Origin of the sequence: Micromonospora chokoriensis, from assembly GCF_000718555.1 — a bacterium.
In the GTDB taxonomy this organism is placed as follows: Bacteria; Actinomycetota; Actinomycetes; order Mycobacteriales; family Micromonosporaceae; genus Micromonospora; species Micromonospora chokoriensis_B.
Window position 1 is genome coordinate 431,876 of sequence record NZ_JOAN01000001.1, and the last position, 12,340, is coordinate 444,215.

Consider the following 12,340-nt stretch of genomic DNA (forward strand, 5'->3'; position numbering starts at 1 on the left):
CGGCAAACGTCAGTCTGCGGGAGAGTGCCGCCTTGACGTATCAGCGGGTGATGGAAACTGCAAGTCGTCACCCGGAAAGTGTGGCCTTGGATTTCGGATCGACGGTCACCACGTACGCTCAATTTAGTGCGGAAATTAACGCGGCCGCTCTGAGGTTGGCTCAGCTCCGCTTTCCGCGGCAAAGCCGGATCGGCCTGGTCGGGGACAAGCGACTGCCGACCTATGCCTGGTACGTGGCGTGCTGGCACCAGGCGCAGGTGGTAGTGCCCTTGAGCCCGCACAATCCGGCGGCCTTCAACACGGAAATCAGCAAGAATGCCGAGCTGAGTGCCGTCGTCGTTGATTCCGTGCTGCATCCCGATCTCGTTCGTTCGCTGTTGGACGCGGGCATCGCCGTCATCAACCCGACGGATCTGGTCGCGGCGGTCTCGGTGCCTCCTGAGCAGTTGTCTTCGGATGATCTTGCCTACGTCATGTTCACCTCGGGTTCAACGGGGCGGCCGAAGGGCGTCCGGGTGACGCACGGCAACCTGGCTGCCTTTCTGGACGTGGTCGTCCCGATCGGCGACCTGGGCCCCGGGGCCCGGTTGTCGCATACCTTCGCACTTACTTTCGACCCGTCGGTGTACGACATGTTCGCAGCCTGGACGACCGGTAGCACTCTGGTTGTCCCGCGAAATCGTGAGCTCCTCGGTCCCGCCTCGTACGTGCGCGATCGGGAGATCACCCACTGGTATTCCGTTCCGTCGTTGATCTCGTATGCGATCAGATCCAAAACGTTGTTGCCTGAATCGATGCCGTCGCTCCGGCAGAGTCTTTTTGTCGGTGAAGCTCTGCGGCAGCAGTTGGCGATCGAGTGGTCACGTGCCGCCCCGCGCAGCGTCATCCGCAACGTCTACGGTCCGACCGAGCTGACCGTGACCTGTGTCGAGCACGTCCTGCCGTCCGATCCCCAGGATTGGGCGATCAGTGATCAGGGGGGCATACCGATAGGTACCCCGCATCCCGCGATGGATTGGGTCCTGATTGACGGCGAAGGTCTTTCGAAGAGCTCGGGCGAACTCTGCATGCGAGGCCCTCAGCGCTTTCCAGGCTATCTGGACGCCTCGGACAACCTTAATCGGTTCGTGCGTATAGTCGACGATTCTGTGGTGCCTCCTGAAGATTGCGAAAAGCTGTCTCCGGACCACTACTACCGCACGGGTGACCGGGTTCGCCTAGTCAACGGTCAGATGTTCTATCTCGGCCGATTGGACCGGCAGGTTAAGGTAAGCGGCCATCGCATAGAGCTGGGCGAAGTGGAACACAAGATGACTATGCACCCCGGGATCGTGGCGGCGGCCGCGGTCGCCGTACCCGCCAAGGATGGTGGTCTGCAACTGCGAGCAGCGGCCACCGGCACGCCTTACCCATTTCCTGAGGTGCGTCGTTACCTACTGGGAGTTATGCCCGCCTACATGGTCCCGGCAGATATTCTCTGGCTGGACGCATTTCCGCTCAACGGCAACGGGAAGGTCGATTACCTCTCCTTGAGCAAGGTGTTGGAGGGTGATCGGTGAGTAACCCGACGCTGGTTGTGGTGCACGGCCCGGGATCTGCGGGTCCGCGCGACGCATTGCGCGCCGCACACGGACGGTACGACGTGGTGTTCGCCGTGCAGGACCGGGACGCAGAGTGCACGGCGGGCCTCCCGCTGATCTCACGTCTGGCACCGGTCTACCGATGCAGCGACGAGGCGAGCAGCATGGTCGCGCTGGGGTCTGCTCAACCGGAAGGGATCGTGACCTTCAGCGAGTCGCAACTACCTTTCGCTGCCCGTCTGGCTGACGTACTCGGTCTGCGCTTCCATACTCCACGGACGGTCGATCTCCTCACCAACAAGTACAAGCAGCGATGTGCCATGAATGCTGCCGGGGTCAGCGTTACCAGGATCGAGGAGGTCACTGACCCGAACGCTCTACCCTCGGCCGCCGATCGCATCAACTACCCGGTCGTGATCAAACCGGTCGTCAACAACAGCAGCCGGTGGACGACCCGCTGTGACTCGAAACGCGACGTCCAGGATCTGGTCTCCGCCATCACCGCCAGCCCCGACTCACCATCGCGTTGGGTCGTCGAGGAGATGTTGCAGGCAGGCGCTCACTCGTACGGCGACGTGTTGGCCGACTTCGTCTCGGTGGAGTCCGTCGTGCAGGACGGGAAGGTGTCGCACTTCTGCATCACCGATCGCTTGGCGATGGCGCCACCCTTTCGGGAACGCGGGCTGTTGGTGCCAACACTGCTGCCGCGGGCGGAACGTGCCGCTCTGCTGGACCTGGCCACAGCCGCGCTCAGTGCCCTCGGTGTCCGTTGGGGTGTCACCCATACCGAGATCAAGCTTACTCCTGGAGGACCCCGGGTCATCGAGGTCAACGGGCGGCTGGGCGGCTGGGTTCCCGAACTGGTGCGCCGGGTCTCCAGCATGGATCCCGTTGCGATGGCAGTGGACGTCGCCATGGGGCGGCACGTCGACATCGGAGTCGATGTCCGACACGACGATCTTTCTTCGACGCATGCCGCGGTTCTCCTGGTGCAGCCGCCCGAAGGACGGTTCCGTGTCGCCGAGATGGCCGACCCGAGCGTTCTTCGGCAGCAGGCGGGCGTCTGGCAGGCCTGGAAGCGGGCCGCGCCAGGCGACATCGTCGACTCGCGCGCCGGCTCGTTGCAGGCCCTCTACGCGGCGTACATCGAGGCAGACCGTGAGGCGATGAGCGGCCGGCTTCGGCAGGTCGAGCTTGTCGGGCGTAGCGCGGTCACCCTCCAGGCGCAGCAGTGACCGGTGTCCCCGCCCGTGCGGGGTGTCTGTGCCTGGCCCCAACGATCTGAAGAGACTGCCGCCGCCGCCGGCGCGCGGCGTCAGGTGCCTGGTTGTGGATAGCACAAGCGATCCGAAAGGGATCCACCATGTTGGCTGTCACGTCTGAGCCGCTGTCCTGGAAGATGCTCCATCGCGTCGGGGTCGCTGCCCGGGAGCAGTCGGAGCACGGAACTTTCAACCCGGACCAGGTCACGTATGTCGTTCGCGTCGATGGTCGCCTTGATCTCGACCGGCTCGCCACGGCCTGGACGCAACTCCAGAAGCGTCATCCGGTCCTGGGTAGCCGACTGGACGTGGGAGCGGGCTTGTGGTGTCTCGAAGACCCGGTCGAGTGTTCACTGACCGTGTCCGTCCTGCCCGGGGCCGAACGAAGCGCTGATGCCGCGCTGCACGAGATGACCGCCGCCGTGTTGCGGCCGTTTGACTTCACCCGGGGGCCGCTGCACCGCCTCCATGCCGTAGCGATTTCGGACGTGCAGTCGCTGGTAGGTGTGGCAGTGGACCACCTCATCAGTGATGCATGGAGCATTCAGGTCCTCTTCGCCGAGCTGTGGCAGCTATACGAGTCACCCGATGCGGACTTGCCGGCGGTCGAGACAACCGCTCCCGAACTCGTCGCTCAGGAGCGGGCTTGGCTGGCCACCATCGAGGGGAACGAAGCACTTGACCGGCAGGTCGAACGCCTCTCCTCCGTCGGGGCACAGCCCGCGGTCGTCTTTCCTGGGATGCGGCTGGACGCGGCGAGCCACGAACGGTCACACGGGGCTCGTTTCACACTGGGGCGTGAGGAGCTCGATCGCCTGCGCCAGTGCGGAATCCTGCGAGGGCTCGCATCCGGCACCGTTGCCCACGCCGCGCTCGCTGGTGCTCTGCACCTGTTGACCGGGCAGGAGCAGTTGGGCACCATCATGGCGCTCGCCCACCGGTCCCGCCGGTCATCGCATCGGACCCAGGGGTGGTTGGCGGACAACGCGGTTGTCTTGACCCAGGCGGAGACTGTGAAGTCGGCCCGGTTCCTGGCGCATTTCGGCGATGCGGTCATCCAGGCGCTAGGGCAGTCGAAGCTGCCCCACATGGCGATCGTTGCCAGGGCGGACCCCGGCCTGGTCGGAGCTCCAACCCCCCAGCCGACGGCCGGATTCAACGGCGGCGTCGCGCTGAGTAGTCGGTTCCCCGTCCGGGACCCCAGCGGGCTCAAGTTGACCGAGATCGTGATTCCCGGCGGTTGGGGATACCGCGCAATCATGGCCCATGCCGCCGAATCGGATGACGGACTGCAGATCAAGGTCTCCCTGAAGCAGCGCTGGTTCGAACCGTCCGCGGTCGACCTGCTGAGGGATCAGATGCGCGATCTGCTCGTGCACTGGTCCTCGACTGCGTGAAAGGACAACGATGGGCAGCGCGCTGAGCCCTAACTCGAGAATCCCCTATTTCGACGGACGGCTGTCGTTCGCGGCTGAGTGGGCTACGTTGTCCGGCGAGATCGAGAGAGTCTTCGATCTCGGAAAATTCTCCGACAGTACGGTCACCCGAGAGCTCGAAGATGCCATCGCCGGATACACGGGAGCTCGCTTCGCGGTCGCCGTTGACAACTGCGTCGACGGAATTTACATCATGTTGCGAGCCGCCGGCGTAGGCAGAGACGACGAGGTCATCGTGCCGGCGCTTCATGGTCGAGACGCCGTGTTGGCTGTCGCCAGGGTCGGTGCCGTTCCCGTCGTCGTCGACGTCGAACCGGACTCGTACACGATCGCGGCTGAGGCAGCGCGTCGGGCGATCACCGAGCGTACTCGAGCGCTCCTCACAGCTCACTCGTTCTGCCAGCCGGCGGATCTGCGGAGTCTTCAGGAGATCTCGACCGAATCCGGCCTTCTACTCCTGGAGGTAGCCCCGGAAGGAATCGGTATGCGCTTCGGGGGCCGCCACGTCGGGTGCTCGGGAGCCGCCGGTGTCCTGGCTTTTCCGCCGGCTGGATTACTGGCAGCGCTGGGCCAGGCTGCGGTGATCGTCACGGACGACGCGGCATTGGCAGAGGAATTCGTCTTGCTGCGCCATCACGGCCGTTCACCGGACGTGCCCGGGAGGAAGGCTGCTGTTTCCGGTTCTGCCGCCTGCTCAGGTCTTAACAGCAAGGTCGATGAGATTCAGGCTGCGGTGCTCCGAGCCCGCCTTCCCCGGCTAGCCGCCCTGGTCGAACGCCGTGCGGCGTTGGCAGCGAAATTCACCAGCGGCCTGGCCGGTGTAGCGCAGGTACGAACTCCCACGATCGTGCCGCGCACCGAACCAACGGTAGCCGTCTGGCAGCGGTACGTCATCGAAGTCGACGCTCGCGACGTCGTGGCTGCGGAACTGGCCGGCGTCGGCATCGAAACTGCCGCGCTGACGCTCTCTGCACCGGATGGACCAGCTCCAGACTGTCCGAACGCGGCGGCCGCCGCAGCCCGGGCGCTGGCGCTTCCGTTCTACCCCGATCTCTCCGACGAGCAGGTCGAGCACATCTGCCGGGAAATCGCACGCATCGTTGCAGAGAGGTTGACGTGAAGAGCCTCCCATTCTTTCCACCCCGGCTGTTTGAGGACGATCGGCGCGCGATCCTCGACATCATCCGCGAGGTCGGTGCGGACCCCAGCCAGGAATTTGTCGCAGGTGCTGGTGCGGCCCGGCTTGAGGATGCGGTACGCGCGATCAACGGCGCACGGTATTCCTTCGCCTGTGGCAGTGGCTCGGCTGCCATTGCGGTGGCCCTCGGCGCCATGGGGGTAGGGCGGGGCGACGAGGTGATCGTCCCGGCGTTCGGTTGCCAGCCGGTGGTCGACTCAGTAGTCAACATCGGCGCGGTGCCGGTCTTCGCCGACGTGGAACCGCACACATTCGTTCTTGATCCCGATGCCGCCGCGGCCGCCGTCGGACCCCGAACTAGTGCCTTGCTGCCGGCACACATGTTCTCGGTGATGGCGGACATGCCGGCGTTACGCAGCCTGGCGGAGGGTTGCGGCCTGAAGATCCTGGAGGACGCGGCCACCGCTCTGGGCGCGGAATTGAACGGTGTACCGGCAGGCCGGTGGGGTGATGCTGCGGTGCTGTCGTTTTCCCAGTTCAAGCCCCTCGGAGGTATCGGCGAGGGGGGCCTGGTGCTGACCGATGATCCCGACATCGCGCGTACCCTCCCTGAGGCACACACCGTCGGGATGGACGAGATAGTCGCCCGCGTCGTGCTACTCCGACTTCCCCAGCTGGCGGCCCGCCTCGACCGCAAGATGGAGATCGCCGCTCGATACTCGGACGCTCTCCGGATCTTGGCGGACAAAGGACTTCTACAGTTGCCGCCGGAGGCTCCCCTCGGGCGGCGCTTTCACGTGTATGCAGTTCTGACGGAGGAGCGCGACCAGCTGCGCGAACACCTGCGCCTCAGAGGAGTGACGACGCACGTCTACTACCCGGTGCCCCTGCCCCGGCAGCCGGCGTTCACCGTGTACGCGAAAGGGGCGTTTCCCCATGCGGAGGCTGTGGGACGCACCAACCTGGCGCTGCCCGTCTGGCCGGGCATGACCGATCGCGACGTCGAGTACGTCGCGGACGCGGTACTCGACTACTTCGTCGGCCGCCATTGATACTCAGGTCCATCGACGAAGCTGGACCGGTCCGCCTCCCGACCACCGTGCTTGGATCGACGGACCTCAGCCCCGCTACTTGATGGTCCAGCCGGCATCGACCGGAAGGGCAGCACCGGTGATATAGCGTGCCTCGTCGGAGGCGAGAAACAGCACCGCGTTCGACACGTCGCACGGCTCGATCCATGGCACCGGGAGCAGGTTCAGCGAGCGCATCGCATCGGCGTACTGCTCCGTGGTGGGGTTGTCGATGTCCGGCATGAAGAGCCGCATGTTCGCGGGGTTCTGCACCATCGGGGTGTTCGCTGCGGTCGGATGTACCGAGTTCACCCGGATCGAATGAGGCGCAAGCTCAAGAGCAAGCGTCCGCATCAGGCCCACAACACCGTGCTTTGCCGAAGCATAGTGCGCAAGCCCTACGTTGCCCTTCAGCCCCGCGGTGGAGCTGGTGAACACCAACGCCCCTCCCGCGGTGTTCTCAACGAGATGGGGAATCGCCGCGCGCGCGGTGTTCCAGGCCCCCGTTAGGTTGACATCGATCACGTCCTGCCACATCCGCTCGTCGATCTCCATTGCGGAGCCGTACGAGATGATGCCCGCGTTGGCCGAGACGATGTCGAGCCGTCCGAGTTCCGCCACCCCGTGGCCGACCGCCGCGCGCAGTGACCCGAAATCACGGACATCGACCTCTGCGGTGACCACCCGGCGGCCGAGCGCCTCCACCCGCTCCGCGGTCTCCTTGAGCTGGCCCGGGCCGGCCATTCGATAGGGAACCGACTCGACCTGCCCGCAGATATCCACCGCAATGATGTCGGCGCCCTCCTCGGCGAAGCGAATCGCCTGGTGCAGCCCGAGACCTCGCGCCGCCCCGGTGACGAAGGCGACCTTTCCAGCGACCCTTCCGGCCATTGTCAATCCATCCTCATGACGGTCGGGATGTTCGCTAGGACCTTCCGCACCGCCACGACGTAGAGGTCCATCAACTCAGGATCTTGAACATAAAGCGGATGCCGCATCGTGCCGAGACTGAAACTGGTGTCGCACAGCCGGGAGGCGATCGGGAAATCGGACGGCTCCCAAGGGCGGAGTGGTTCCGCCTCGACTCGGGGATGCCATGCCTGCATGTGCCGTCGAAAAGCGGGTTGCGCAGGAATCGGCTGTGGCTGCCACACGAACGCCTCGACGCCTTCTGCGCTCAGGGCACGAACTATCCGGTCACGTAGCTCGCGGGGATCGCCATCGAAGCCCAGTTCTTCCGGCTGGACCCTCACCGAATACCGCCAGAATGAGCTTTCTCTGTCAGGAGCTATACGCGGCAGGTCGATGCCCGCCAACCCGGCCAGCCCCTTGGTCAGGCGGTCGGCATTTTCTCGGGCCCGCTCGTTGTACGAGTCGAGCCGACGCAGCTGGCTCCGCGCCAGCGCATAGGTCATCTCGTGGCCCCGGTAGTTCCAGCCGAGACCGTGAGACCAGTACTGGCGTGGTTGCCCCATGATCACGTCCTCGCCGTACAGCACCAATCGGCGGGCTGTCAGGGCCAGTACTTCATCGTCGGTGGTGAACAACCCACCTTCGCCGGCCGGCAGGTTCTTGGAGTGGTTCATGCTTGCTCCGGCGGCGTGCGCCAACCCGCCCGCTCGCCTGCCCCGGTACCGAGTGCCGTGAGCCTGGGAGCTGTCCTCGACGACGAGGACCCCGTTGCGGGCCGCGATCGCGTTGATCTCGTCCATGTCCGCCGGCTGGCCGTGAATGTGGACCGCCATGATCGCTCGGGTGCTCCTCGTGATGAGACCCTCGAGCCGGGTGGCGTCCAGGTTGCCCGTCGCCTCGTCGACGTCGCAGAAGACCACCCTGGCACCCTGCTGCGCAACGGCGAACGCGGACGCGACGAACGTGTAGGCCGGCACGATCACCTCGTGCTCAGGCCCGACCCCCGCCGCTGCCAGCGCCGCATGCAGCGCTGAGGTACCCGCGTTCGTCGCGACGCAATGCCGAACTCCTACGTACTGCGCGTACTCCTCCTCCAAGGACCGGATCTCGGGTGCGTTCGGCCCGGCTAGGACGCCACGATCGAGAACGCCGTCGATCGCCTGCCGGTCGGCGAGGGTGATCTCGGGCCATGGCCGGTGCAGGTGACCGGCGACTGCTGCGGTGCCACCAGTCAAGGCCAGTTCCGACATGCGTTTCTCCCTCAGTACCAGCTGGATCGACGGTGTACGTCGAACGGCACGTAGTCGGGCAGATCAGCATGTGGAACGGGAAGCTGCGGCCGACCGTGCTCGGCCGAGGGCAGGAAGACGGTGGCATAGCCGAGACAGTGCACCTCATCCCGCTGGTTCGTACCGACCAGCTCGATGGCGACGGCACCGTACCGCACAATGCGCCCTGACTGATCGGTCCTGTCTGCGACGTACTTGCGGATCACCTTCCCGGAGAAGACGACGGCGTCTCCGTAGAAGACAGGCATTCGCATCGAGGTGTACAAGCGATGGACAAACCCGTGGTCGCCGGCCCAGTTGGTGAGGAGACGAATGGGAAGTTGACTTCGTTGAATGCCGAAGTCGAACGGCATTGGTTCGCACCGGTAGGGGGCCAGGAAACGATCCTCGTGCTCGTCCTCCGGGGCGTACGGCCACCGCGTCACCGGATGGGTGCGGGCAAAATCCGGACTTTCCCTGGCGCGGAGGTAGCCGGGTCTGAAGGCGCGGACCGGCGGTGCCCCGTCGAAGCCGGCGTCGAGACCGTGGTCGAGTGCCGGATAGAGCAGCTCATCGAACATGCTGTACGGCGGCTGGGCTATGGACGGCAGTTCCTGGCCCTCGGTCACGCTTTCCCACAACAGCGGTTCACTGCCGCGTCGCGTCTCCGAGTCGAGACCAGCGAGAAGTTTGTCGACCTCAGCCGGCGTGTAGCGGTACGGCTCATGACGATAGAACAGGGGCTGACCCAGCTGATCGACCGGCATGACACGGGTGTCCAGCATCTCTTTGACGGGCAGGTGCAGCAGACGCCCGTACGCCTTCGCCATGAGGCGCTCCGAGTTGTTCCAGTAGAACGTCTCGGAATGGTGTGAGATGGACGATGACTGCCGTCCCCGACTGGTCACCAGCTCACGTGGCTTCTTGGAGGACGTAAATCGCATACCAGGCCGAAGAACGTCGTAGAACTCCCAGGCGACGCCCGACAGGAAATTGGCGACGGGGTAACCCCGCTCACGCTGTGCTCCGTGATCGCCAGGATAACGGACATGGATCAATACCGTGCCGGGCACCGTCTGGCTACCGAGCCAGGACCGGCGTGCGTACTCGGGATCGACGTAGAGCGGATTGTCATCGCCGATCGCGTGGGCATAGCGTCGTATCAGCTCCGGCGTGAGCATGAACAAGCTTGGAACCGGGGTCTCGTCTTGGTTCAGCGGCCCGGGGTGCGGCACCGGCCGATCTTCCGGGCTCTCCTTGTCCAGCAATTCCTCGCTGCGGGAGATGAACTCGGCGACGGCCTGCTCAAACGTCTGCATCAGCGCTCCACCAACTCGACGCAGGTCAGCGCCTCCCGGACGGGAAGCTCGACCGGCTTCCCTGGCTCTGGCAGCAGGACTACGGCGTCTGCGTTCAACACCTCGCCAGCCAGTTGATTTCGACCAGTAATCCGTAGGGCAACGGCGAAATACTCGGTGCGCCGTTCATCCGTCAGCCGATAGCGGTCCGACACCGACGCGCTCAGCGAGAGACTGTCACCGTAGAGCAGGGGCTCACCAAACCGCACCGCGAGCCGCCGGAGGAATGCGTCGTCTCCCATCCAGTTGGTGACGAATTGTCCCACCAGTGCGGTGAGCAACTCGCCGGGTGCGGAAGGGCCTGCGGGGTCCGTCGCGGCAGAGTCGAGCAGCGTCTCTGTGCGGTCCCACATTGGCCAGTTGGTCACAGGGTTGACGGCGACGCGCCCGGGAAGCCCGGCGAGTCGGCCATGCCGAAGGTTTCCGGCCATCACCGATCGGCCGTGCGCGAAGATCCACACCATCAGGTCGGAGAGGCTCAGCGGAGCCCGCGCCACGCCGGGAACGACCTCTCCTACCGTGACGTCGCTAAAAAATCGCGGGCGGTTGCCCCGCGGTGGTGCTTCGCCGTCAAGGCGGGAGACCAACTCTTCGATCTCATGTGGTTCGTACCGATAGATCGGCCGGCGGTTCGGCTCGCGGTCCGCCCTGAAGACGACTGTGGAGGAGGCGCGGGCGAGGGAGATCCGATTCCTTGTGTACAAGGTCTCGCAACCGAGCACCGCCGCCTCGACGGACGTCCTGGTCAAGTGGGTGATCTCGGCCCGGCCGTCGAGCGTGTCACCAAGCCGGACGGCGTCGTCCCAGGTCAGCGAGAGCGATGACAGGGTGGCGCGGAGCCCGCTCTCGGGCAGATAATCCAGCACGCCTGTGGAGACCGCGGGGCGCACGGCGAGAACGAACGTCGGAGGGGCCAGCATCGTGTGGTACGGGGAAGCCGCTCCGTAGCGGGTGTCGAGGTACAACGGATTCTCGTCGCTGGAAGCCTCGACGAAGCGAGCGATGTTGATCCAACTCGCGACATCCACACCGGGCTCGGTGTCTGGCGGAACGCAGCCGACAACCCTGCTGCCCGCACTCATCAGCCGATCGATGCATCCCTCTGCGTCTACGGCATCAGCTCGGATCGGCGCTTCCGAGGTGAGCGGCTCGCGCTCCCTCTGCCGGCTTGTCGTGCTCATGCGGTGACGGCGGCGCGGGCGGCCAACATGGCGGCTGCTGCGGCGTAGCTGTCGATCCTGAGGACCTCGTCCTCGTCGAGCTCAACGTCGAATGCCTGCTCAATTGCAACGATCAACGACATATGTCCGAGTGAGTCCCAATTGCGATGCCCGCCGTATGAGAGTGACTTGACCGTCGTGTCGTCGGGTAGATCCAGCCCTGCTCGGAATGCCTCCTCGAGAAGCGGATGCAACTTTTCTTCGTTCGGCTCTTGACGTGATGCCATCAACGGCCCCCCGGATCTGATTGGACGACGCGGGCGCATTGCGTGGAATGCGGACCACGCACGAGGTCTTGGCCACTCGTCGAGCAGCTCAGAAAGCGTCTCGGTCGTCCACCGTCAAAACCTGATCATGCTCGTGTCCACCTTGATCACCGAGCGGTCGGACATTAGCAGCGGCCAACTTGCAAAGTCAAGTACACATCGGACTATCGAACAGGGCAGAGGTTCAGTAGAGTCCAGTTCGGCCCTACGCACTGGCTTCTTGCCCATTCGCAGGTCGATGGCAGCTGCAGTCCTTCGTCAGCTGGCTCGATGGTTGAGGGTCGCAGCCCGCAATGCAGGAACGCTATGATGCGACTGCTTACGGAGGGAAAGCCATGCCCACACTTCATCATGTCGCCATCACTGTTCCCGACCTGGACGCGGCGATCGACTGGTACACCGAAACGCTTGGTTTCACCGTGAATCGGCGAGAGGCTGAGACCGACGTCGACGCTGCCGCAATCAACCTGCCCGGGGAAGACGTGCGTCTACGCGGGGTTGAACTCAGCACGGGGAGCGACGGCCACTCATTCCTGGAACTGCACCAGTTCATATCGCCGACGGGGTCCGTCGATCGCCGAGTATGCGACACGGGAATCAGTCATTTTGCGCTCTTAGTCGATGACATTCACGCAGAGTACGAGCGGCTTTCCGCGCTCGGCGTGAGGTTCAGTACGGCGCCGCAATACATCGGTGCCGGCGGGCTGGCCGGCGATTGGTGGGTCTATTTCGTCGACCCTTGGGGGAATCAGCTCCAACTTGTGTCGCAGCCAGCAAGGGCGTCCAATTAGGGCCGCCCCTTTGACAAGAACCGAGAACGGGGGAAATTT

The 12,340-nt window shown here is 64.5% G+C and carries 11 protein-coding genes; 6 read left to right on the forward strand and 5 right to left on the reverse strand.

Annotation, left to right across the window (positions count from 1 at the left end):
- The first annotated feature begins 32 nt into the window (after positions 1 to 32).
- The 5 genes from IF46_RS0101975 (at position 33) to IF46_RS0101995 (ending at position 6,468) form a co-directional block, all read left to right on the forward strand.
- Positions 33 to 1,559 (forward strand): AMP-binding protein, encoded by a 1,527-nt coding sequence (locus tag IF46_RS0101975; RefSeq protein ID WP_198041328.1) that lies wholly within the window; start codon positions 33 to 35, stop codon positions 1,557 to 1,559.
- Complete coding sequence (locus tag IF46_RS0101980) at positions 1,556 to 2,815, forward strand: ATP-grasp domain-containing protein (protein ID WP_157562509.1); 1,260 nt, start codon at positions 1,556 to 1,558, stop codon at positions 2,813 to 2,815. The genes IF46_RS0101975 and IF46_RS0101980 overlap by 4 nt, the downstream gene beginning before the upstream one ends.
- Positions 2,816 to 2,943: 128 nt before the next feature.
- Positions 2,944 to 4,239, forward strand: coding sequence for a condensation domain-containing protein (locus IF46_RS0101985; protein ID WP_030486517.1), 1,296 nt, complete (start codon positions 2,944 to 2,946; stop codon positions 4,237 to 4,239).
- Positions 4,240 to 4,249: 10 nt separating this feature from the next.
- Entirely contained in the window at positions 4,250 to 5,398 is a 1,149-nt protein-coding gene (locus IF46_RS0101990; RefSeq protein ID WP_036390812.1) for a DegT/DnrJ/EryC1/StrS family aminotransferase, read from the forward strand.
- Entirely contained in the window at positions 5,395 to 6,468 is a 1,074-nt protein-coding gene (locus tag IF46_RS0101995) for a DegT/DnrJ/EryC1/StrS family aminotransferase (protein WP_030486519.1), read from the forward strand. The genes IF46_RS0101990 and IF46_RS0101995 overlap by 4 nt, the downstream gene beginning before the upstream one ends.
- 75 nt (positions 6,469 to 6,543) lie before the next feature.
- Here IF46_RS0101995 and IF46_RS0102000 read toward each other — a convergent pair whose 3' ends face one another.
- Genes IF46_RS0102000 through IF46_RS33545 form a run of 5 tightly spaced genes read right to left on the reverse strand, consistent with a single transcriptional unit; the run spans position 6,544 to position 11,471 of the window.
- Positions 6,544 to 7,377 (reverse strand): mycofactocin-coupled SDR family oxidoreductase, encoded by an 834-nt coding sequence (locus tag IF46_RS0102000; RefSeq protein WP_030486520.1) that lies wholly within the window; start codon positions 7,375 to 7,377, stop codon positions 6,544 to 6,546.
- Positions 7,378 to 7,379: 2 nt separating this feature from the next.
- Complete coding sequence (locus IF46_RS0102005; RefSeq protein ID WP_030486521.1) at positions 7,380 to 8,648, reverse strand: DegT/DnrJ/EryC1/StrS family aminotransferase; 1,269 nt, start codon at positions 8,646 to 8,648, stop codon at positions 7,380 to 7,382.
- Between the two features lie 11 nt (positions 8,649 to 8,659).
- Complete coding sequence (locus tag IF46_RS0102010) at positions 8,660 to 9,985, reverse strand: FAS1-like dehydratase domain-containing protein (RefSeq protein ID WP_030486522.1); 1,326 nt, start codon at positions 9,983 to 9,985, stop codon at positions 8,660 to 8,662.
- Positions 9,985 to 11,205, reverse strand: coding sequence for an FAS1-like dehydratase domain-containing protein (locus IF46_RS0102015; protein ID WP_084597718.1), 1,221 nt, complete (start codon positions 11,203 to 11,205; stop codon positions 9,985 to 9,987). Before IF46_RS0102015 ends, IF46_RS0102010 begins: the two co-directional genes overlap by 1 nt.
- A complete protein-coding gene (locus IF46_RS33545) occupies positions 11,202 to 11,471 on the reverse strand; it encodes an acyl carrier protein (RefSeq protein ID WP_084597719.1) in 270 nt (89 codons plus the stop codon). Before IF46_RS33545 ends, IF46_RS0102015 begins: the two co-directional genes overlap by 4 nt.
- Before the next feature lie 374 nt (positions 11,472 to 11,845).
- On the opposite strand from IF46_RS33545, the gene IF46_RS0102025 reads away from it, so the two are divergent.
- Positions 11,846 to 12,301 carry a VOC family protein gene (locus tag IF46_RS0102025; RefSeq protein ID WP_198041329.1) on the forward strand — a complete coding sequence of 152 codons (456 nt, stop codon included), beginning with the start codon at positions 11,846 to 11,848 and terminating at the stop codon, positions 12,299 to 12,301.
- Positions 12,302 to 12,340 lie beyond the last annotated feature (39 nt).